At 71.7% G+C, this 21,018-nt stretch carries 21 protein-coding genes; 15 read left to right on the top strand and 6 right to left on the bottom strand.

Going from position 1 to position 21,018, the window contains the following annotated elements; genetic code table 11:
- Positions 1-20 precede the first annotated feature (20 nt).
- Together QNA09_RS18225 and QNA09_RS18220 are read right to left on the bottom strand one after the other, a co-directional pair.
- Positions 21-1,067 carry a type IV toxin-antitoxin system AbiEi family antitoxin domain-containing protein gene (locus tag QNA09_RS18225; protein WP_040270630.1) on the bottom strand — a complete coding sequence of 349 codons (1,047 nt, stop codon included), beginning with the start codon at positions 1,065-1,067 and terminating at the stop codon, positions 21-23.
- 153 nt (positions 1,068-1,220) lie between these two features.
- Positions 1,221-2,381 carry an FAD-binding oxidoreductase gene (locus QNA09_RS18220; RefSeq protein WP_248957335.1) on the bottom strand — a complete coding sequence of 387 codons (1,161 nt, stop codon included), beginning with the start codon at positions 2,379-2,381 and terminating at the stop codon, positions 1,221-1,223.
- Positions 2,382-2,622: 241 nt separating this feature from the next.
- Between QNA09_RS18220 and clpB the strand changes: the two genes are divergently transcribed.
- From clpB to QNA09_RS18175, 9 genes are all read left to right on the top strand, one after another.
- Complete coding sequence (gene clpB / locus QNA09_RS18215; RefSeq protein WP_010593235.1) at positions 2,623-5,178, top strand: ATP-dependent chaperone ClpB; 2,556 nt, start codon at positions 2,623-2,625, stop codon at positions 5,176-5,178.
- A gap of 75 nt (positions 5,179-5,253) precedes the next feature.
- Positions 5,254-6,222 (top strand): DUF5666 domain-containing protein, encoded by a 969-nt coding sequence (locus tag QNA09_RS18210; RefSeq protein WP_048772100.1) that lies wholly within the window; start codon positions 5,254-5,256, stop codon positions 6,220-6,222.
- 30 nt (positions 6,223-6,252) lie between these two features.
- A complete protein-coding gene (locus tag QNA09_RS18205; protein ID WP_017680746.1) occupies positions 6,253-6,912 on the top strand; it encodes a hypothetical protein in 660 nt (219 codons plus the stop codon).
- Between the two features lie 46 nt (positions 6,913-6,958).
- Positions 6,959-7,747 (top strand): SDR family oxidoreductase, encoded by a 789-nt coding sequence (locus tag QNA09_RS18200; protein ID WP_010593231.1) that lies wholly within the window; start codon positions 6,959-6,961, stop codon positions 7,745-7,747.
- 107 nt (positions 7,748-7,854) lie between these two features.
- Entirely contained in the window at positions 7,855-8,463 is a 609-nt protein-coding gene (locus tag QNA09_RS18195) for a LemA family protein (protein ID WP_119699989.1), read from the top strand.
- A gap of 77 nt (positions 8,464-8,540) precedes the next feature.
- The gene (pyrE, locus tag QNA09_RS18190) at positions 8,541-9,080 is read left to right on the top strand and encodes an orotate phosphoribosyltransferase (protein WP_048772104.1); all 540 of its coding nucleotides are present in this window, start codon (positions 8,541-8,543) and stop codon (positions 9,078-9,080) included.
- An 8-nt stretch (positions 9,081-9,088) separates the two neighbouring features.
- Entirely contained in the window at positions 9,089-10,195 is a 1,107-nt protein-coding gene (gene galT / locus QNA09_RS18185) for a galactose-1-phosphate uridylyltransferase (protein ID WP_010593228.1), read from the top strand.
- Entirely contained in the window at positions 10,192-11,328 is a 1,137-nt protein-coding gene (galK, locus tag QNA09_RS18180) for a galactokinase (RefSeq protein WP_119699988.1), read from the top strand. Before galT ends, galK begins: the two co-directional genes overlap by 4 nt.
- A 46-nt stretch (positions 11,329-11,374) precedes the next feature.
- Positions 11,375-12,118, top strand: a complete 744-nt coding sequence (locus tag QNA09_RS18175; protein WP_248957333.1) for a lysoplasmalogenase family protein — start codon at positions 11,375-11,377, stop codon at positions 12,116-12,118.
- A gap of 20 nt (positions 12,119-12,138) precedes the next feature.
- Here QNA09_RS18175 and QNA09_RS18170 read toward each other — a convergent pair whose 3' ends face one another.
- The gene (locus tag QNA09_RS18170; protein WP_010593225.1) at positions 12,139-12,585 is read right to left on the bottom strand and encodes a hypothetical protein; all 447 of its coding nucleotides are present in this window, start codon (positions 12,583-12,585) and stop codon (positions 12,139-12,141) included.
- Between the two features lie 63 nt (positions 12,586-12,648).
- Between QNA09_RS18170 and QNA09_RS18165 the strand changes: the two genes are divergently transcribed.
- The 5 genes from QNA09_RS18165 to QNA09_RS18145 all read left to right on the top strand — a co-directional run bounded on the left by QNA09_RS18165 (position 12,649) and on the right by QNA09_RS18145 (position 17,045).
- Complete coding sequence (locus QNA09_RS18165) at positions 12,649-13,416, top strand: SDR family oxidoreductase (protein ID WP_010593224.1); 768 nt, start codon at positions 12,649-12,651, stop codon at positions 13,414-13,416.
- Positions 13,417-13,464: 48 nt separating this feature from the next.
- Positions 13,465-14,076 carry a hypothetical protein gene (locus tag QNA09_RS18160; RefSeq protein WP_017680739.1) on the top strand — a complete coding sequence of 204 codons (612 nt, stop codon included), beginning with the start codon at positions 13,465-13,467 and terminating at the stop codon, positions 14,074-14,076.
- Positions 14,077-14,078: 2 nt separating this feature from the next.
- A complete protein-coding gene (locus QNA09_RS18155) occupies positions 14,079-14,744 on the top strand; it encodes a TrmH family RNA methyltransferase (protein ID WP_017680738.1) in 666 nt (221 codons plus the stop codon).
- Between the two features lie 76 nt (positions 14,745-14,820).
- On the top strand, positions 14,821-15,981 hold the full coding sequence (locus tag QNA09_RS18150) for a glycoside hydrolase family 76 protein (RefSeq protein ID WP_010593220.1): 1,161 nt from the start codon (positions 14,821-14,823) through the stop codon (positions 15,979-15,981).
- Positions 15,982-15,998: 17 nt separating this feature from the next.
- Positions 15,999-17,045, top strand: a complete 1,047-nt coding sequence (locus tag QNA09_RS18145; RefSeq protein WP_017680736.1) for a GTP-binding protein — start codon at positions 15,999-16,001, stop codon at positions 17,043-17,045.
- Positions 17,046-17,187: 142 nt separating this feature from the next.
- Here the strand turns inward: QNA09_RS18145 and QNA09_RS18140 are convergent, their stop codons facing one another.
- Both QNA09_RS18140 and QNA09_RS18135 read right to left on the bottom strand, forming a co-directional pair.
- Positions 17,188-17,853, bottom strand: a complete 666-nt coding sequence (locus tag QNA09_RS18140; RefSeq protein ID WP_010593218.1) for a DedA family protein — start codon at positions 17,851-17,853, stop codon at positions 17,188-17,190.
- Between the two features lie 23 nt (positions 17,854-17,876).
- Entirely contained in the window at positions 17,877-18,692 is an 816-nt protein-coding gene (locus QNA09_RS18135; RefSeq protein ID WP_017680735.1) for a VTT domain-containing protein, read from the bottom strand.
- 151 nt (positions 18,693-18,843) lie between these two features.
- On the opposite strand from QNA09_RS18135, the gene fbaA reads away from it, so the two are divergent.
- Complete coding sequence (fbaA, locus tag QNA09_RS18130) at positions 18,844-19,881, top strand: class II fructose-bisphosphate aldolase (RefSeq protein ID WP_003938365.1); 1,038 nt, start codon at positions 18,844-18,846, stop codon at positions 19,879-19,881.
- Positions 19,882-19,991: 110 nt separating this feature from the next.
- Here the strand turns inward: fbaA and QNA09_RS18125 are convergent, their stop codons facing one another.
- Positions 19,992-20,993: a hypothetical protein gene (locus tag QNA09_RS18125; RefSeq protein WP_048772115.1), complete on the bottom strand. Its 1,002-nt coding sequence runs from the start codon at positions 20,991-20,993 to the stop codon at positions 19,992-19,994.
- Positions 20,994-21,018: the final 25 nt, after the last annotated feature.

Below are 21,018 nucleotides of genomic sequence, written 5' to 3'. Positions count from 1 at the left end.
CCGGTGTGCCCTTTGGGCGGTCAGGGCAACCCAAAGGACACACCGGCAGCGCAGCTGCACCCGTTGTCGGTGGTGCGTCGCCACCCGAGACGGGTGAGGACGGCTTCGACCTCTGCGGCCACACCGCACGGGTCCCGGCTGACCTCGTCGTACCCGTACACCAGGCGGGAGCGGCCGGCGAGCTCGGCGGCATTGTCGCGGCGACGGTCCCGGAAGGCGACCTCCGCCATCGAGTGGAACCTGCGTCCGTCGAGCCGGACGGTCAGCGCGGCGCCGTGAACGTCGTAGGTGCAGTCCTCGTACAGCGTTCGCCCGTCCACGACCGTCGGGGTCTGCCGATGTGCCGGGGGAAGACCGTGCCGTTGCTCCACCTCGGTCGCGTAGCGGAGTTCGAGCATCGACTGGACGCCGTCGGCGAGCAGCCGGACCGCATCGTCGAGCGCCTTCCGGTAGCGGTACGGGGTTCGCTCCTGCATCCGGCGTCGGATCTCCGACAGAGGAATGCGACTGTCGGAGACGACCCGGATCAACCGGAGGTAGCCGTCGTGCGGGGTGGGGGCGGCTGTTGCCAGGTCGAGCGCCGTGTCGGCGCGGCCGGTGCGCGGGGGCATCGTCGGCACCCCGATGTGTGCGTGGGCCCTGCTGCGGTGGACGATCACGCCCGGATGAAGCATGTCTCCGAGATGCGGCAGCCGAATGCCGCGCGGCTTCGCCGTGGCGAAGGTCGCGGTCTGTCCTCTCGTCGACGATCCCACCGGCACGGTGACATGGACCGGTTCGAGTGGATCGTGGGACAGCATCCCCCATTCCTCGGCGGCCGTGCAGTGACTGAGGACGGCGGCCTCACCGGAGAACGCAACGGCCGCGGCCAGCACCGCGGGCCGGGACAGCGGACCGGTCGTCACCGAGTACACCCCTCGGAGCACCTGCTGCCACCGCCCGCGCTCGAGACGGTGCCGGATCCACGGCCACGTACGTCCGTGGTGTTCGAGTTGGGCGCGGGTGACGATCCCGTGCTGGAACGTGACGATGCGATCGAGTTCGGGGACGTCCGGGAGAAACCGCATGCAGACATGATTCGGCGGGGAACGCCCCTCGGGAACCGGTAGCCCGGCCGATCGCCGCAATCTGTGGAGAAACCGGGCGGCTGGGGATAACTCGGCGGTGTGCCCTTTGGGCGGTCAGGGCAGCCCAAAGGGCGCACCGGCGGCGTCAGCCGCCTACAGCGGGTCGAAGCTGATGTTCTGCCGGGGAGTGCCGCCGGCGGACAGCGAGTACAGGGTGGTGCGGATCATCGACGGGGAGCCCGCGATCTGGATCTGCCGATCGGCCCAGGAGCCGAACTGCGACACCACCTTGCCGAGCTTGCCGTGCAGGGGCCGGTGCAGGCCCGGTGGTGGATCCTCGACGGGAACCGGGTGCCACCACGGGTTCTCGGTCTCCTCGACGACCGGGACGACGGTGAGCCACGGATTGGTGGTGGCCAGCTGCCACAGGGTCTGCAGGTCGTACAGGTCGCACGGATACTTGCCGCCGAAGAACAGGTGCACGCGCGGATTGTCGCCCCGCATGCCCATTTCCATCAGTTGCGCCCGCAGCGGCGCGAGGCCCGTGCCGGAGGCGATCATCAGCACGTCCTCGCCGCTGTCCCGGTCGACGTGCAGTCCCCCGAGCGGGGGTCCGATGACCCAGCGGTCGCCGACGGCGGTCTCGCCGACGAGCGCGGGACTGACCCAGCCGCCGGACACGCGACGGACGTGGAACTCGATCTGCCCGTAGGGATTCGGAGGAATCGCCGCCGACAGGTACCGCCACATGTGCGGGCGCTGCGGGATCTGCACGCTCATGTACTGCCCGGCGTGATACGGGATCGGCGAGTCCGTCTCGAGCCGGATGATCGCCAGGTCGGGCAGGACTCGCTCGTGGCCGACGACGGTGGCGCCCCACACGGCGGGCAGCTCGTCGTCGGCGACGGCGTCCGCCATGGTCCCGACGAGCAGGTCGATCACCCGGGCCCAGGTGCGGTCGAGGGCGTCGGTCCACAGGATCGGCGGGGTGCACTCGCGCACGGCGGTGTGCAGCGCCCGGCCCGCGGACCGGAAGTGCTCGGGCCGGACCCCGTACTTGCGGTGGTCGCGCCCGAGCTGGGTGAGGAATGCGGTGACGGCGTCGGGGTCGCCGAGGCGGTTGACGGCCCAGCCGACCGCGGTCGCGAACCGCTGGCGCATCGTCTCCATACCCGCGGGGAACAGCTCACGGATCCCGACGGTGTCGCTCCACAGGGCGGTGTAGAAGGCGGTGGCGAAGCGCTCGGCGCCGCCGGGGGTCGCGACGATCGACGCGAAGCTGAGCTGGACGCGGGCGACGGCGAAGGCCTCCACGCACCCTCCTGCTCGCCGTCTCTGCTGGTCGGCCGCCACTGTAGTCCCGTGGCGGTGTTTCGGCCACAATCGACGGCGGGCGGCCCGGCCCGCCCGGAATGTGTCGCACATCACATAACCGGATAAAGTTGAGCGGAACAAACTCAAGTTTGGGGCCGTTGAAGCTTGCGAATGCCCGCGACGGGAGGCTTGCGGGTGCAGAATTGATACCGGCTCGCTCAATGAAGGGAAGGGGTTCGCAGTGGACTCGTTCAATCCCACCACCAAGACCCAGGCGGCGATGACGGCCGCCATGCAGTCCGCGTCCGCTGCGGGCAACCCGGAGATCCGTCCGGCCCACCTGCTCGTCGCGCTGCTCGACCAGACCGACGGCATCGCCGCGCCGCTCCTCAAGGCGGTCGGCGTGGATCCGACCGTCGTGCACCGGGAGGCGCAGACGCTCGTCGAGCGGCTGCCGCGTGCCACCGGCGCCACCCAGACGCCGCAACTCGGCCGCGAAGCGGTCGCCGCCCTGACCGCCGCCCAGCACCTCGCCACCGAACTCGACGACGAGTACGTCTCGACCGAGCACGTGCTCGTCGGCCTGGCCGGCGGCGATTCCGACGTCGCCAAGCTCCTCGTCGGGCACGGCGCCACCCCGGCCGCGCTGCGCGACGCGTTCACCACCGTCCGCGGCAGCGCCCGCGTGACCAGCCCGGACCCCGAGGGCACCTACCAGGCGCTCGAGAAGTACTCGACCGACCTCACCGCCCGCGCCCGCGAGGGCAAGCTCGACCCGGTCATCGGCCGCGACAACGAGATCCGCCGCGTCGTGCAGGTGCTGAGCCGGCGCACCAAGAACAACCCCGTGCTCATCGGCGAGCCCGGCGTCGGCAAGACCGCGATCGTCGAGGGCCTCGCGCAGCGCATCGTCGCCGGCGACGTCCCCGAGTCGTTGCGCGGCAAGACCGTCATCGCGCTCGACCTGGGCTCGATGGTGGCCGGCGCGAAGTACCGCGGCGAGTTCGAGGAACGCCTCAAGGCGGTGCTCGACGAGATCAAGGAATCGGCCGGTCAGGTCATCACCTTCATCGACGAGCTGCACACCATCGTCGGTGCCGGCGCGACCGGCGAATCGGCGATGGACGCCGGCAACATGATCAAGCCGATGCTCGCCCGCGGCGAGCTGCGCCTCGTCGGCGCGACCACCCTCGACGAGTACCGCAAGTACATCGAGAAGGACGCCGCCCTCGAACGCCGTTTCCAGCAGGTGCTCGTCGGCGAGCCGAGCGTCGAGGACACCGTCGGCATCCTGCGCGGCCTCAAGGAGCGGTACGAGGTGCACCACGGCGTGCGCATCACCGACTCCGCGCTCGTCGCCGCCGCTACCCTCTCCGACCGGTACATCACGTCCCGGTTCCTGCCGGACAAGGCCATCGACCTCGTCGACGAGGCCGCGTCCCGGCTGCGCATGGAGATCGACTCGCGTCCCGAGGAGATCGACTCGGTCGAGCGCATCGTCCGTCGCCTCGAGATCGAGGAGATGGCACTGCAGAAGGAGACCGACGAGGCATCCAAGGAGCGGCTCGAGAAGCTGCGCGCCGAACTCGCCGACGAACGCGAGAAGCTGAACCAGCTCACCACCCGCTGGCAGAACGAGAAGACCGCCATCGATTCGGTGCGGGGCATCAAGGAGCAGCTCGAGGCGCTGCGCGGCGAGGAGGAACGCGCCGAGCGCGACGGAGATCTCGGCAAGGCCGCGGAGCTGCGCTACGGCCGCATCCCGCAGCTGGAGAAGGAACTGGAGAAGGCCGCCGCCGCGTCCGGAGCCGCCGCCGACGGCGACGTCATGCTCAAGGAGGAGGTCGGCCCGGACGACGTCGCCGACGTCGTCGCCGCGTGGACCGGCATCCCCGCCGGCCGCATGATGGAGGGCGAGACCGCCAAGCTGCTGCGCATGGAGTCCGAGCTCGGCAAGCGCGTCGTCGGCCAGGACGAGGCCGTGCAGGCCGTGTCGGACGCGGTGCGCCGCTCCCGGGCGGGCGTCGCCGACCCGAACCGGCCCACCGGCTCGTTCCTGTTCCTCGGCCCCACCGGCGTCGGCAAGACCGAGCTGGCGAAGGCGCTCGCGGACTTCCTGTTCGACGACGAGCGCGCGATGGTGCGGATCGACATGTCCGAGTACAGCGAGAAGCACTCCGTCGCACGGCTCGTCGGTGCCCCTCCGGGCTACGTCGGCTACGAGTCGGGTGGTCAGCTCACCGAGGCGGTGCGTCGCCGCCCCTACTCGGTGGTGCTGTTCGACGAGGTCGAGAAGGCACACCCGGACGTGTTCGACACGCTGCTGCAGGTGCTCGACGACGGCCGGCTCACCGACGGGCAGGGCCGTACCGTCGACTTCCGCAACACCATCCTCATCCTCACCTCGAACCTGGGTGCGGGTGGCGACCGGGAGCACATCATGGCGGCGGTGCGCGCGGCGTTCAAGCCGGAGTTCATCAACCGGCTCGACGACGTGGTGGTCTTCCACTCGCTCACGGAGGACCAGCTCGAGCAGATCGTCGACATCCAGCTCGAGCAGCTGGCCGGGCGCCTGGCGGCCCGCCGGCTCACGCTCGACGTGTCGAGCTCGGCCCGGTTCTGGCTCGCTGTGCGGGGCTACGACCCGCAGTACGGTGCGCGTCCGCTGCGCCGGCTCATCCAGCAGTCGATCGGCGACCAGCTCGCCAAGAAGCTGCTGGCCGGGGACATCAAGGACGGTGACACCGTCTCGGTGGGCGTCAGCGACGACGGCGACCACCTCGTGTTGGGCGCGTAGCGCCCGGTGCGTCCTTTGGGCGGCTCCAGCAGCCCAAAGGACGCACCGGCGCGTGGCGCCTACCCTGGAGGGACCATGACTGACCCGCACGATCCGCGCACCCCCCAGGAGCGCGCCTACTCGCTCGACGAGGGGCGCGACGACGACACGGGCGCCGGCCCGGACGCCGACGACACCCGGGTACTGCACACCGCCGACCCGACCGAGGCGTACGGCCGGCCCGTCGACCCCACGTTGGTCTACCCGTCGTACGACCCGCGGTTCGATCCGACGGCGGCGCCCCCGAACCCGACCCAGGCGTTCGAGCAGCCCGGCCCCTACGGTCCGCAACCCCAGTACGCCCCGACCCAGCAGTACGCCCCCACGCAGCAGTACGCCCCGACCCAGCAGTACGCCCCGACCCAGCAGTACGCCCCCACGCAGCAGTACGCCCCCACTCAGCAGTACACAGGGGCGCAGCAGTACCCCTACGGCCAGGAGTACGGGTCGGCGCCACCGACCCCGCCGCACACCGGTGAGTACCCGCCGCTCGACGCGCAGCCGCCCCGACGTCGCCGCTGGGGTCTGATCCTGCTCGCCGCGGCGGCATTGATCGTGCTGGCCGGCCTCGGCGGCTACCTGCTCAGCGGCGGCAGCGGCGACGATCCGCAGCAGCGCAGCGCCGCGGCCCCGACCACCACGACCACGGTGCCCCGGCCCGCGCCCACGACGCCCGCGCCCACCACCGATCCGGCCGCGCCCGGCCTGCCGTTCGAGCAGCTGCCCGGCGGGCTCGGCGACGTCATCGGCTCCGCCGGCACCGTCGTCGGCACGATCACCGCCAACGACGGCACGTCCCTCACGCTCAGCGGCATGGGCGGCTCGATCGTCACGGTGCGGCTCACCCCCGAGACGCAGATCATGTCGCTCGCGGGCTCCGATCCGTCGTCGCTGCGGGTCGGCGACTCGGTCGTCGCGCAGGGCTCGCCGCTGCGGAACGGGGAGATGATCGCCGACACGGTGGTCAGCGCGTCCCTGCCGTCCTTCGGCGGTCCGGGCAACTAGAACGCGATAGGCTGGCGCTCGATGACGGTGATGTGGTTCGGACTGGCGGCGATCGCACTCGCGGGTGCGTTGGCGTTGCTCTACGTCGACCGCACGCGGCGTGAGCAGTCCGGTCGCGTGCGTGAGATCTGGGCGCGCGCCCAGGGCTACAAGTACAGCGCCGCCGACGACTCCCTGCCCGGGCACTGGCACCGGGCGGCCCTCGCCAAGCAGGAGTATCTCGGCGCGGTGGACGTCGTCCACGGCATCCGCCGCGGCGAGGAATTCATCCTCTTCGACATCGAGGAGACCGCGACGATCGTCGCGGTGCGCCGCAAGGTCGGCTCCGACGTCGACATCGACCTGCGCCTGAAGTCGACGCCGCCGCCGAAGGACCCGGACATGAACCTGCTCGGCGCCATCGGGCCGCGCATCGTGTTCGCCACCGACCTCGAGATCGCCCGCCGCATCTGTGACCAGCGCATGGTCGCGTACACGGAGTCGATCCCCCCGCACGTGCAGATGCTGTGGAGCGAGGGCGAATGGACCCTCGGCTCGATCCCGGTGGGCAGCACCGGCCGCGAATGGGACGCGGCCATCGAGACCGTCGCCCGCCTCTCCGGAATCCTGCACGTGCTGCCGCCGATCGTGGAGCCGCAGGAACTCGACCGGGTCGCGCACGATCCCGGCCGGCCCTCCGCGCGGCGCTGAGCCCGCGTCACCCGACGCGGCCGGCGCGCTGCGCTAGCTTTACCCCATGACTTCCGCTGCCACCCGGCCCGTCGCCCTGGTCACCGGACCCACCTCGGGCATCGGCGCAGGCTTCGCGCGCGCGCTCGCCGGCAAGGGGTACGACCTCGTGCTCGTCGCTCGCCGTGAGGAGAGCCTGCGGTCCCTTGCCGACGAACTGGCTTCCCGTTTCGGCACCACCTCCGCGATCCTCGCCGCCGACCTGGCCACCGAGGACGGCCGCGCGGCCGTCGCCCGCCGCCTCGCCGAGGGCGTGGAGATGCTCGTCAACAATGCCGGCTTCGGCACGTCCGGCGAGTTCTGGACGGCCGACCCGGCCGTGCTGCAGGCTCAGCTCGACGTCAACGTCACCGCCGTGATGCAGCTGACCCGGGCCGCGCTGCCGCCGATGATCGCCGCCGGCAAAGGCAGCATCGTCAACGTCGCCAGCGTCGCCGGTCTGCTCTCCGGGCGGGGGTCGACGTACTCGGCCAGCAAGGCCTACGTCGTCTCGTTCACCGAGGGACTGTCCGGCGGCCTCGCCGGCACCGGGGTGAAGGTGCAGGCACTGTGCCCCGGCTTCGTGCACACCGAGTTCCACGAGCGGGCCGGGATCGAGATGAGCTCGATTCCGGAACTGATGTGGCTCGACGTGGACACCGTGGTGCGCACCTCCCTCGCCGACCTCGAGGCGGGCAAGGTGATCAGCATCCCCGGCCTGCAGTACAAGGTGCTCACGACGGTGGGCCGGCTCGTCCCGAAGAACCTGGTGCGCCGGGCGACCAACCTGGTCGGCCGGGGCCGGGACCGGACGTAGGCCGCACCGGATAACGGTCCGGACACGGCGCCACGACACGGCGCGTCGCGCTCCGGGTGTCGCGTCCGCTGCGCGGTAGATTCCGCCCTGTGACGTCTGTGGCCCTTGTGATTGTCGTTGCGGTCGTGGTGATCGTGTTGCTGTGGACGCGTGCCGCCGTCCGCCGCCTCCGGGTGCTGAAGATGCGCCACCGCGACAGCCTGCGCCTGCTGACCAACGAACTCGACGACCGCTACGACCAGGTACCCGCACTCATCGCGGCGTCCGCCGGTGCGGGTCTGGATCGCAGCCGGCTCAGCCCCGTCGTCGGGGCGCGATCCCTGGCGATCGCCATGCGCGACCAGCGGCTGCCGCTGGGGGAGCGGGCCGCGGCCGAGAACACCCTGTCGGCGGCCCTGCACGAGCTGATCGGCGTCCTCGACGGCGTCAACCACTGGCCGTTCATCCGCGTCGCCCGCGAGTTGCGGACCCGCGAGCAGCGCATCGCCGGGGCCGCCCGCGTCCACAACGATCTCGGCCGCACCATCAACACCGCCGCCACCACCTTCCCGACCTCGGTGTTCGCGCGCATCGCCGCGGTCGGACCCGTCCCGCTGTTCGAGGTCGTCGCCCCGCTCGCCCCCGCCGCCGTCGTCCCGCCGGTGCCGGTCGCGCCGGAGCCGGCCGCCGCCTCCGCAGACGCGCCGACCGGCGGATCGGACACCGTCGCCGCCTGACCGCCGGACCCCGGCTAGGCTCGTCGTCGCCGGCGCCCACGGGCGCGGCGTGGAACGAGTAACGGTAAGGGGTTGCGATGACCGATCGCGAGGAGTTGGCTGCGCTGGTTCGAGAACTGGCGGTGGTGCACGGCAAGGTGACCTTGTCGTCCGGCAAGGAGGCCGACTACTACGTGGATCTTCGCCGCGCCACCCTGCACCACCGGGCCGGGCCCCTGATCGGCAAGCTCATCCGGGAACTGGTCGCCGACTGGGACTTCGACGCCGTCGGCGGACTCACCATGGGTGCCGACCCGGTCGCGCTCGCGGTCATGCACGCACCGGGCCGTCCGATCGACGCGTTCGTCGTCCGCAAGGCCGCCAAGGCGCACGGCATGCAGCGGCAGATCGAGGGCCCCGACGTGCTCGGCAAGCGGGTCCTGGTGGTCGAGGACACGACCACCACGGGCAACTCTCCGCTCACCGCCGTCAAGGCCCTGCGCGACGCCGGCGCGACCGTCGTGGGTGTCGCCACCGTCGTCGACCGGGCCACCGGCGCCGGCGAGGTGATCGCCGCGGAGGGCGTGGAGTACCGCTACCTGCTGGGCCTGCAGGACCTGGGACTGCAGGACGCCTAGGAGTCCGGGTGCGACGGACCGCGGCCCGCCTCGCGGACGGCCGGGAGCTGTTCTACTTCGACGACACCGAGCCGTACGCCGGGGGCGGTGCGGTGCGGGAACGGCACGACACCCGGCGGCTGCCGCCGGCCGGGGCTGCGTCCGAACTGCGCTTCGACCCGCTCACGGGGGAGTGGGTGGTCTCCGCGTCGCACCGCATGGACCGCACCTTCCTGCCGGACCCCGCCGACTGCCCGCTGTGCCCCACCCGGCCGGGCCGGGCCGCCACCGAGATCCCCGCCGACGACTACGACGTGGTGGTGTTCGAGAACCGTTTCTCAGCCCTCGGATCCGGTGGCGCCGACGCCGGTCCGGTGGACGGCGACCCGCTGTGGCCGCGACGGCCCGCGACGGGACGCTGCGAGGTGGTCGCGTTCACCGCCGACCACGACGCCCGCTTCGCCGACCTGAGCGTCGAACGGGTCCGCACGGTGTTCGACGCACTGGCCGACCGCACCGCCGAGCACTCGGCCGCCCCCGAGGTGCGGCAGGTGTTCTGCTTCGAGAACCGCGGCGCGGAAATCGGTGTGACACTGCAGCATCCGCACGGTCAGATCTACGCCTACCCGTTCCTGCCGCCACGCTCGCAGGTGCTGCTGCAGCGTGCCCGCGCGCACCACGCGGCGACGGGCCGGTTGCTGCAACGCGACGTGCTCGACGCGGAACGCCGGGCGGGCACCCGCGTCGTGTGGGCCGGACGACGGTGGACCGCCTATGTACCGGCCGCGGCGCGCTGGCCCGTCGAGGTGCACCTCGCCCCGCATCGCGACGTGCCGGACCTCGTCGCCCTCGACGACGCCGAGCGCGACGAACTGGCGGTCCTCTACCGGGAGTTGCTCCGTCGCGTCGACCTGTTCTTCGACGGCGTGGAGCGCGTCCCGTACATCGCGGCCTGGCACCAGGCGCCGGTCGGCGACGAGCGACCGTACGGTCGTCTGTTCTGCCAGATCTTCTCGCTGCGACGCGCTGCCGACAAGCTCAAGTACCTGGCCGGATCGGAGTCCGCGATGGGCGTATGGATCAGCGACACCTCCCCCGAACGCATCGCGGTGCGGCTGCGGGAACTTGCCGGATGAGCGTGGCCGCGGCCGCCGCAGCCGGGTTCGCCGAGGCGTTCGGTGGGGCCCCGGAGGGGGTGTGGTGCGCGCCGGGCCGGGTCAACCTGATCGGTGAGCACGTCGACTACGCGGGCGGGCTGTGCCTGCCGCTGGCGCTGCCGCAGGTCACGGCCGCCGCGGTCCGGCGACGCGACGACGGCGCGGTCCGGCTGGTGAGTGAAGGCTTCGCCGGTGTGTCCTTTGGGCGGCTGGGGCAGCCCAAAGGACACACCGGCGGCTGGGCCGCCTACGTCGTCGGGGTGATCGGCGCGCTCGACCCGCCGGGATTCGCGGGCGCCGACATCGCGATCGCCTCCGACGTGCCGGTCGGCGCGGGCCTGTCGAGTTCGGCGGCGCTCGAGGCGGCCGTGGCTCTCGCCCTGGCCGAGCTGTCCGGGCTGCCGGTCGACGATCCGGGCCGGGCCGTCCTCGCCGCCGCCTGCACGCGGGCCGAGAACGACTACGTCGGCGCCCCCACCGGCGGGATGGATCAGCAGATCGCGCTGCGCGGCCGCGCCGGGCACGCCCTCCTGCTGGACTGTGCGACGGGCGAGGTCGAGCACCTCCCGATCGACCTCGAATCGCACGGCCTGGCACTGCTCGTCGTCGACACCGACGCCCCGCACCGCCTCGTCGACGGGCAGTACGGGCAGCGGCGGCGCGACGTCGAGGAGGCCACGCGCCGGCTCGGGAGCCTGCGCGACGTCGGCACCGTCGCCGCGCTCGGCGCGCTGACCGACCCGGTGCTGCGGCGCCGGGCCGGGCACGTCGTCACGGAGATCGCCCGGGTCCGCGCCGCCGTCGCGGCCCTGCGCGACGACGCCCCGCGACGGCTCGGACCGCTGCTCGACGCCGCCCACCGGTCGCTGCGCGACGACTTCGAGGTCAGCTCCGTCGAACTCGACACCGCCGTCGACGCCGCGCGCGCCACCGGTGCGCTGGGTGCGCGGATGGTGGGTGGCGGATTCGGCGGCTCGGCGATCGCATTGTGCCGGGCGACGGACGTCGACGCGGTGGCGGAGGCCGTCACGGTGGCCGCCCGCGAGCGGGACCTGCCGCGCCCGAAGTTCCTGCGGGCGACGGCGTCGGCGGGCGCCCGCCGCTGCGCCTGAGGAAAGCCGGCCGGGTGACGCCGCGCGGATCGGTACGCTGCCGGGCATGGGATGGTTCAGCCGGGACAGGTGGAACGCCGAGCACGCGGTGTTCGCCGCGGCCGCGACGGCGACGGTCGTGGGCGGCGTGCTCGGGAACGAGCGGCTGCAGCGGGTCGCCAAGCCGCTGATCGGGCCGTCGCTGGCGGTCCGGGTGCTGCGGCACGCCCCGCACACCGACCGGTCGGACACCGCCCTGCTGCTGCTCGCCTTGACCGGCGCGACCGTCGGCGACGTGTTCATGATCGACCCGGACGACGACGCGCGGCTGCTGCGCGGTGCGTCCTCGTTCGCCGTGATGCAGGTCTGCTACTCGGCGCTGCTGGCCCGTCGCGGGGCCCGTCCGGCCCGGTCGGCGGCGGTGCCGCGGGCCGTCGCGGCGCTCGGAGCCGCCGGCCTGCTCGGCGTGAAGGCGCCCCGGGTGGCGGCCCCGTTGACGGGCTACGGTGCGCTGCTCGGGACCACCGCGACACTCGCCGCGGACCCGTCGCTCGCCCCCGGCGCCCGCCGGCTGGCCGACCTGCCGATCCCGGGCCGGGACCGGCGCAGCTGGCTGGGGCTCGGCGGCCTGGTGTTCACGCTCTCCGACGGCACCATCGTCGCGCGGCGGGTGCTGTTGCGCTCGGAGGGGGCGCGCGCCGCGGCGGAGGGGTTCGTGCTCGCGACCTACGCGCTGGCCCAGCTGCTCCTCGTCGAAGGCAAGCTCGCGCTCGGGCGGGAGGGCGCCGTCGCGCCCCGGCTGTCCGCGTAGGCGACGGACACACCGGTCGCCTACGGGCAGAGGACGATGCGGTCCCGGTCGCGCGGGTCGACGCGGATGCCCACGACCCGGCCCGGCTCGAACCGGTCGAGATCCTCGCGGGCGACCTCGTAGAGCACCCGTCCGTGGTACGGCTCGGAACCCGGCACCGTCAGATCGAGATCCAGCTCGGTGAGCTCGCCGTTGTCCACGGTGTGCCCGAGGTGCCGAGCCGAGATGATGGTCGCCCAGCCCTCGAGGCCGCGGCGGGCGAGACGGCGGTCGGCGCGCGACGGCCGCCCGGCGAGGATCATGGCGATGCCCAGCGCCGAGCCGTACGCGGCCAGCAGGAACATGATCTGGTAGGGGACGGTGCCCTCGGGAGAGCTGCCGACGAACAGCCCCAGCCACAGGGCCAGGACGACGAGATATCCGGCGGTGACGAACGCGACGGCACGAACGACTCGAACGTGGCTCATTGCTCCTCCGATGCCAGGATAGTCCGTGACCTGCGCCACGTTCGGCGTCGCTACGCTGCACTCATGAATTCGCCCACTGCCTTCGTCACCGGTGCCGCCGCGGGGATCGGCCGCGCCACCGCCCTGCTCCTCGCCCGCCGTGGCTACCGGGTCGCCGCCGTCGACGTCGATGCCGCGGGCCTCGAGGCGCTCGCCGCGGAGCAACCCGGCATCGTCACCGCGGTCCTCGACGTCACCGACGCGGCGGGCTGGGAACGCACACTGAAGGCGTTCTGCGCCGACGGCACGCTGGACCTGCTCGTCAACAACGCGGGTGTCCTGGCCTCGGGTCCGTTCGAGACGACCCCGCTCGCGCGGCACCGGCAGATGGTCGACGTCAACGTCGCCGGGACGATCACCGGCTGCCACAGCGCGTTCGAGTACCTGCGCCGCACGCCCGGCGCCCAGGTGGTCAACCTGTGCTCGGCGTCGGCGCTGTACGGGCAGCCGGAGCTCGCCACCTACAGCGCCACCAAGTTCGCCGTGCGCGGGCTGACCGAGGCCCTCGATCTGGAATGGGCTCCGCACGACATCCGGGTGGTCGCGATGTGGCCGCTGTTCGTCGAGACGGCGATGACCCGGGACATGAACATCGGTGCGTCGCGGCGGCTGGGGATCCGGCTCGACGCCGACGACGTCGCGCGGGCGCTGTACGACCTGACCCGTCCGGGCCGGCGGGCGGCCGGTGTCCACCACACCGTGGGCTGGCAGGCGAAGGCGTTCGCCGCCTTCGCCCAGGTCACGCCCGCCCGGCTCAATCGCCTGGTCAACCGGTGGGTGACCGGCAGCTGACGCGGTCTCGCTAGAGTGGCGGACGGATCAGCGACGGAAGGGAGTCGGGTGAACGTGCGTCGGATGTCGTCGATCGGTGCGGCCGCGGTGGCGGTGCTGGCACTGGCCGGGTGCGGAGGTTCGTCGGAGGGGGTGGAGCAGCCGGCTGCCGCGTCGTCGTCGAGCGCGGCCGTCACGACCACCACCACGGTGGCACCCGCCCCGACGACCACCGAGCCCACCTCGACCACCCCGGTCCCCGAGAGCGCCCCGGCAGGGCCCGAGAGCGCTGCGGCGGCGCCGGCCGACGTGCAGTACGAGCGCAACGAGTCGTACTACTTCACCAGCCCCGACGGCGGGTTCCGGTGCGGGATCGTCAAACTCCCCTCCCGCACCGAGGCGGGCTGCGAGGGCGTCACGGATCCGGTGCCGCCTCGGCCCGAGAACTGCATGGTCAACTGGGGCAACGGTATTCGCGTGCAGGACGCGGGGCCCGCGGAGTTCATGTGTTCGGGTGGGTCGGTCTACACCTCCGGCGGCGACGACCCGGTCCTGCCGAGCGGATCGACGTTGAGCAAGCTCGGCTACACGTGCGAGACCACCGCCGCCGACGTCTCCTGCGTCAACGACGCCACCGGGCACGGCTTCACGATCGCTGCCGCCTCGAACACGACGTTCTGACCGTGCATCTCGACGACGTTGCCGGTCCCACCGAGTGGGGCGAGCACCCGCACGGGTACGGTCCGTGGGTCGAGGAGTACGGCACCGAGCCCCCGCGGGATCCGCGCTACGACCCGGAGCTGCTCGCCCACGGTGACCGGCGCAACGTCGTCGACGCGTACCGCTACTGGACGCGCGAGGCGATCGTCGCCGACATCGACACCCGCCGCCATCCGCTGCACGTGGCGATCGAGAATTTCGGGCACGACGCGAACATCGGCACCGTGGTGCGCACGGCGAACGCGTTCGCGGCGGCCGCCGTGCACATCGTCGGCCGCCGGCGCTGGAACCGTCGCGGCGCGATGGTGACCGACCGGTACCAGCATCTCGTGCACCACCCGGACGTCGACTCCCTCCTCGACTGGGCGGCCGGACAGGGCCTGACGATCGTCGCGGTGGACAACACCCCCGGATCGGTGCCACTCGAAACCGCACGGCTGCCCCGCGCGTGCCTGCTGCTGTTCGGCCAGGAGGGCCCCGGTGTGACGGCGCGGGCGCGGGAGGTCGCCGCGACGACGGTGTCCATCGCCCAGTTCGGCTCGACCCGCAGCATCAACGCCGGCGTCGCCGCCGGGATCGCGATGCACGCCTGGATCCGGCAGCACGCCGACCTCGACCGCGCCTGGTGAGGAAACGTTCGACGAGGTGCGGCCGATAGGGGAAAGCTGGTAGCGGTAGCGACGGTGAGACGAGGTTGGCGACGACATGTCGGATTTGTGGGCCGAGCGGGCGGATCTCGCGGAGGCTGCAGTCACGTCGCGGCACGTGCGGCGGTTGTGGGCGTTGCCCGGCACCGCGCTCGGAGTCGTCGGATGGCCGGCGGTGCGCCGCGAACGACTCTTCCTCACCTGGCACTACTGGTGGCAGGCGCACCTGATCGATCTCGCGGTCGACGCCGCCGAGCGGGAGGCGACGCCGCGGCGCCGGCGCCGGGTGGTGCGGCTGACGCGCTCGCACCGGATTCGCAACCTTCTCGGCTGGACCAACAACTACTTCGACGACATGGCCTGGCTCGGCCTCGCTCTCGAGCGCGCGCAGCGGCACCTCTACGTCGACCGCCGCGACGCCATCGCCGTCCTCGAGAACGAGCTGTTCGAGGCGTGGGCCCCCGAGCGGGGCGGGGGCATCCCCTGGCGGCGCCGCGACGACTTCTACAACACCCCGGCCAACGGCCCGGCGGGACTGCTGCTCGCCCGCACCGGCAAGCTGCTGCGGGCCCAGGAGATGGCGGACTGGATCCACGAGACGCTGCGTGATCCGGAGACCGGCCTGATCTTCGACGGGATCCGCGGTGGCCGGGTCGAGCGCGCGGTCTACACGTACTGCCAGGGCGTCGTGCTCGGGCTGGAGACCGAGCTGGCGGTGCGGATGGGCGAGCCGCGGCACCGGGAGCGGGTGCACGCCCTCGTCGAGGCCGTGGACACCCAGTTGGCGGACCGTGGGGTGATCACCGGCGGGGGCGGTGGGGACGGGGGACTGTTCAACGGCATCCTCGTCCGGTATCTGGCGATGGTCGCGACGACGCTGCCGGTGGTCGACGTGGAGGACGAACGCGCGCGCCGGCTCGCCGCGCGGATCGTGCTCGCGTCCGCGCAGGCCGCGTGGGCGAACCGCCTGCAGATCGAGGGGCTGCCGTTGTTCGGGCGGGACTGGTCCGTGCAGGCCCGGCTGCCCGGCACAGCACCCGGGATCGCGCGTTTCTCCGGCGGCACGGTGCGCAGCTCGGGCGTGGCGGAGCGGGACCTGTCGGTGCAGCTGAGCGGGTGGATGCTGATGGAATCGGCGTACGCCGTCGCCACCGAGCGGGCGCCGGGACCGAGTTCTGCGCGACCCGACGGCACCCATTTTGAAAACGGTTATCGATAACGGTTATCGTCGACGGCATGACCGCCGCGACCCCACTGCCCGTCACCGTGCTCTCCGGCTTCCTCGGCGCGGGCAAGACCACGCTGCTCAACCACATCCTCGCCAACCGCGACGGTGCCCGCGTCGCGGTCGTCGTCAACGACATGAGCGAGATCAACATCGACGCCGCGCTCGTCGACGGCAGCCTCGACCGCACCACCGAGAAGCTCGTCGAGCTCACCAACGGCTGCATCTGCTGCACGCTCCGCGAGGACCTGATCGAGACGGTCGCGCGGCTCGCCCGGGAGAACCGGTTCGACCACCTCGTGATCGAGTCGACCGGCATCTCCGAGCCGATGCCCGTCGCCGCGACGTTCGACTGGGAGTTCGACGACGGCTTCCGCCTCGGGCAGCTCGCGCGCCTCGACACGATGGTCACCGTCGTCGACGCCACCACGTTCCTCGCCGAGCTCGCGCGCGGCGACCGACTCGACGAGCGCGATCTCGAGGCCGGCGAGGGCGACGAGCGCAGCATCTCCGACCTGCTCGTCGACCAGGTCGAATTCGCCGACGTGCTGCTGCTCAACAAGACGGACCTGGTGAGCGACGCCGTCGCCGGGGCCGTCGAGGCCACCCTGCGCCGGCTCAACCCGACGGCGCGGCTCCTGCGCACCGTCCACGGCGCCGTCCCGATCGGCGAGGTCGTCGGCACCGGACGCTACGACCCGGAGGCGGCGGCACTCGCCCCGGGCTGGGCCGAGGAACTCGCCGGCGGCCACACCCCGGAGACCGAGGAGTACGGCATCCGCAGCGTCGTCTACCGCGCCGATCGCCCCTTCGACCGCGCCCGGCTCGAGGCGGCCGTGGAGAATCTGCACGGGGTGCTGCGCAGCAAGGGCTTCTGCTGGTTCGCCGACGACCCGGACACCGCGGCGATCTGGTCGCAGGCCGGCCCCGACCTGGTGCTCGAACCGGCCCAGCCGTGGTCCCGGACCGGCGAGACGCCGGGGCAGGAAATCGTCTTCATCGGCGTGCGCCTGGATCCGGACACTCCGCGCCGCATCCTGGACCCCGCCCTTGTCTGAACGCGCATCCCCACCCCTCCCGGACATCGACAGCGGGCTCAGTCGATGGCCTCAGTCGATGGCCTCAGTCGATGGCCTCAGTCGATGGCCTCAGGCGATGGCCGCGGGCGTGCAGGCCGTGTCGACCGGGGCAGCCGGCCGCTCAGTCGGGGTCGACGTCCGCGATCTCCACGTCCACCGCCGGCCGCGCCATCTCGATCCGGTACTGCCGGACGCCGAGCACCGTGCCCACGACGAGGACGGCGGCCATCACGGCGAGGACCGTCGGCAGCAGCCACGAGACCCGCTCGAGGTACTCGCCGAAGTAGAACCCGACGAGCAGCAGCACCGGTGCCCACAGGATCGCGCCGATCGTGGACGCGATCGTGTAGCGGGTGTGGTTCATCCGCGCGGCCCCGGCCACCAGCGGAGACAGCGTCCGCACCCACGGAATCCAGCGGGCGATCAGCACCGCCCAGAACCCGTAACGGTCGAGGAGGACATTGACCTTCCGCAGGTTGGCCGCGTTGAGGTATCGGCCGTTGCGGCGGGCGATGAGGTGGTGACCACGCCGGTGGCCGATCACGTATCCCACCTGGTTCCCGGCGATCGCGGCCACCATCGCCCCGACCGACAGGGCCCACACCTGCGCCGCACCGGAATGGTGGGCGGCCAGCACGACGCCGGCGGTCAGCAGCATGGAGTCCCCGGGCAGGAACAGGCCGAGGATGATGGCGCATTCCACGAACACGAACGTCACGACGACGAGCCACACCAGGGCGGGCCCGGCGGTTTCGAGCGGACCGAAGGTCTCCGCGGCGAGAATCATGGAGGACGCGTTCGCGCGCGTGCTCAGGGCGTGGTGTCGCGACGCGTCGTCGGCACCGGCACCGTGTCGGCAGTGGCGTCGGCCTCGTCGGCAGTGGCGTCGGCCTCGTCGGCAGTGGCGTCGGCCTCGACGACGGCGGCGGCCCTGCGCTTGGCGATCAGGTGCTTGCCGACCTCGAGGATGATCGGGACGACGGAGGCGAACACGATCAGCAGGAAGATGATGTCGATGTTGTCGCGGATGAAGGTGATCTGACCGAGCAGGTAGCCCAGCAGCGTCACGCCGGCGCCCCACAGGATGCCGCCCACGATGTTGTAGGTGAGGAACACCGGGTACTTCATGCGGGACGCGCCCGCGACCACCGGCGCGAAGGTGCGCACGATGGGCACGAACCGGGCGAGGACGATCGTGATCGGACCGTGCCGCTGGAAGAAGTCCTCGGACTGGTCGATGTAGCCCTTGTTGAAGATCTTCGAGTCGTAGCTCTTGAACAGGCGCGTACCGCCCTTGGCACCGATCCAGTAGCCCACCTGGTCGCCCAGGATCGCCGCGATCGGGATCGTCACCATCAGCACCCACAGCGGTGCGAACGGCGGGATCTCCTCGGACTTCGAGGCGGCGATCAGACCGGCGGTGAAGAGCAGCGAGTCGCCCGGCAGCAACGGGAACAGCAGACCCGACTCGATGAACACCACGAGCAGCAGGCCGATGAGCACCCAGGTGCCGAAGGAGTTGAGCAGATTCACCGGGTCCAGGAATCCCGGCAGTAACGCCAGATTCGTCACGGTCTCCGGGACGACGGTCACGGACTCCAGTCCTCCGAGCACACTCACGGCCACCAGAGTACCGGTGGGAGGCCGGTGACCCGAATCATGGCGGGCACCCGACTGTGTCCCCGCGCCGACAGTTGACATACTGCAGGGACAACCCTGGAGCCCTCCCGCACCCCCGGGAAGGCACCCATCGACTCTCATCTGGAGGACAGCCGCCGTGCCAATCGCGACTCCCGAGGTCTATGCCGAGATGATCGCCCGCGCCAAGGACCACTCCTTCGCGTTCCCGGCCATCAACTGCACCTCGTCCGAAACCATCAACGCCGCGATCAAGGGCTTCGCGGACGCCGGCAGCGACGGCATCATCCAGTTCTCGACGGGTGGCGCCGAGTTCGGCTCCGGCCTCGGTGTCAAGGACATGGTGACCGGCGCCGTCGCGCTCGCCGAATTCGCACACGTCATCGCCGCGAAGTACGACGTCACCATCGCGCTGCACACCGACCACTGCCCGAAGGACAAGCTGGACGGGTTCGTGCGCCCGCTGCTCGCCATCTCGCAGGAGCGGGTGAAGAACGGCGAGAACCCGCTGTTCCAGTCGCACATGTGGGACGGGTCGGCCATCCCGATCGACGAGAACCTGCAGATCGCCCAGGAACTGCTCGCGCTGTCCAAGGACGCGAACATCATCCTCGAGGTCGAGATCGGCGTCGTCGGCGGTGAAGAGGACGGCGTGGAGAACGCCATCAACGAGAAGCTGTACACCTCGATCGAGGACTTCGAGAAGACGGTCGACGCGCTCGGCGCCGGCGAGAAGGGCAAGTACCTGCTCGCCGCGACGTTCGGCAACGTCCACGGCGTCTACAAGCCGGGCAACGTCAAGCTCAAGCCGTCCGTGCTGGCCGACGGCCAGGCCGCCGCGTCGAAGAAGCTGGGCCTGGCGGCCGGCTCGAAGCCGTTCGACCTGGTCTTCCACGGCGGTTCCGGCTCGCTGAAGTCCGAGATCGACGAGGCGCTCAGCTACGGCGTGGTGAAGATGAACGTCGACACCGACACCCAGTACGCGTTCACCCGTCCGATCGCCGGGCACATGTTCGCCAACTACGACGGTGTCCTGAAGATCGACGGCGAGGTCGGCAACAAGAAGACCTACGATCCGCGCAGCTACCTGAAGAAGGCCGAGGCGTCGATGACCGCTCGGGTCGTCGAGGCCTGCAACGACCTCAAGTCCGCGGGCCGCTCGGTGTCCGCCGGCTGATCGATCCCGCGCAGTCGTCCGACGCGAGCGGTGACGCGGGCCCGGCCCGCGGCACCGCTCGCGTCGTTTCGTTCTGCCTCTACCGTTCGCCCTCTACCGTTCGTCGCGGATCATTCGCCGCAGACCTTCCAGTCCTCCCCCTCGCGGGCCAGGTCGAAGGTGCGCTGGGTGACGTCGGTCGGCGTCCCGGCGGGGTGCGCCGTGACCTGTGCGATGGCCTGGCCGTCGGTGATCTGCACCTTGTCGACGCCGGTGACGACGGGCACGGTGCCCTGGTCGACGGCGGTGCGGTGGATGTCCGCGAACTGCTCGGGCGGTACCGAGGCGTAGAACTCCTGCAGTCCGCCGCACGTCGTGGTGCGCAGCGTCGTCAGGTCGCCGGCGGCGAGCGCACCGACGAAGGTCTCGACGGTGGCGCGGATCCGGGCCTCCGGCGAGTTCGCCGCCCGGTCGTCCAGGTAGACCTTCACGGCCGCGGCCGCCACTGCGGCGACGACGAGCAGTCCCGCGACGAGCGCGGCGATCACCCAGCCTCGCCGGCCCCGCCTGCCGGGTGCGACGGGGTCGATGCGCTGCGGCCCCGGGACCGGCTGGGCGCGCTGGGGTTGGACGCGCTGTGGTTCGGTGCGCCGGGGTTCGATGCGCTGGGGCTCCACCCGCCGGGCCTCGGCACGGTGCGGTTCCGGCCCCGCCGGCGGGACCCGCTGCGGTTCGGCGCGTTGGGGAACGATCCGCTGCGGCGCCTGCTTGGGGGTGTGCGTGGTGACGGCGATGCGGGCGGTGGGCGCGTCGGCGGGGGAGGGGGCCGGTTCGGCGCGCCGCGCGGCCGGGATGGCCACGGTCTCCGCCTCGCTCGCCGAGGCCGGCTCGTCCGCGGCGCGGTCGGCGGGACCCGTGGCCGGTGTGCCGCCTTGCGGGCCTGCGTGCGGTGCCGGGCCCTCGGCGTCGCCGGGCGCTGTGGAGGAACGGGGGTTGTCCGTGGCCGGTGTGCCGCCTTGCGGGCCTGCGTGCGGTGCCGGGCCCTCGGCGTCGCCGGGCGCTGCGGAGGAATCGGGTGCGCCCGTCGCCGGATCGGGGGACGTGGTGGTGTCTTCGTTCTTCGGATCCGGCACGCGATCCCCCTTGCTGAGCGGACGG

This window comes from Rhodococcus sp. AH-ZY2, from assembly GCF_030916465.1.
Lineage (GTDB): Bacteria > Actinomycetota > Actinomycetes > Mycobacteriales > Mycobacteriaceae > Rhodococcus > Rhodococcus ruber.
Note: the sequence above shows the minus strand (reverse complement) of the source record. Positions and strands in the feature narration are given on the sequence as shown.

Coding starts and splice junctions, on each gene's coding strand:
- QNA09_RS18225 (WP_040270630.1), bottom strand. CDS start 1,067: ATGCGGTTTCTCCCGGACGTCCCCGAACTCGATCGCATCGTCACGTTC.
- QNA09_RS18210 (WP_048772100.1), top strand. CDS start 5,254: ATGACTGACCCGCACGATCCGCGCACCCCCCAGGAGCGCGCCTACTCG.
- QNA09_RS18205 (WP_017680746.1), top strand. CDS start 6,253: ATGTGGTTCGGACTGGCGGCGATCGCACTCGCGGGTGCGTTGGCGTTG.
- QNA09_RS18200 (WP_010593231.1), top strand. CDS start 6,959: ATGACTTCCGCTGCCACCCGGCCCGTCGCCCTGGTCACCGGACCCACC.
- pyrE (WP_048772104.1), top strand. CDS start 8,541: ATGACCGATCGCGAGGAGTTGGCTGCGCTGGTTCGAGAACTGGCGGTG.
- galK (WP_119699988.1), top strand. CDS start 10,192: ATGAGCGTGGCCGCGGCCGCCGCAGCCGGGTTCGCCGAGGCGTTCGGT.
- QNA09_RS18175 (WP_248957333.1), top strand. CDS start 11,375: ATGGGATGGTTCAGCCGGGACAGGTGGAACGCCGAGCACGCGGTGTTC.
- QNA09_RS18170 (WP_010593225.1), bottom strand. CDS start 12,585: ATGAGCCACGTTCGAGTCGTTCGTGCCGTCGCGTTCGTCACCGCCGGA.
- QNA09_RS18165 (WP_010593224.1), top strand. CDS start 12,649: ATGAATTCGCCCACTGCCTTCGTCACCGGTGCCGCCGCGGGGATCGGC.
- QNA09_RS18150 (WP_010593220.1), top strand. CDS start 14,821: ATGTCGGATTTGTGGGCCGAGCGGGCGGATCTCGCGGAGGCTGCAGTC.
- QNA09_RS18145 (WP_017680736.1), top strand. CDS start 15,999: ATGACCGCCGCGACCCCACTGCCCGTCACCGTGCTCTCCGGCTTCCTC.
- QNA09_RS18140 (WP_010593218.1), bottom strand. CDS start 17,853: ATGATTCTCGCCGCGGAGACCTTCGGTCCGCTCGAAACCGCCGGGCCC.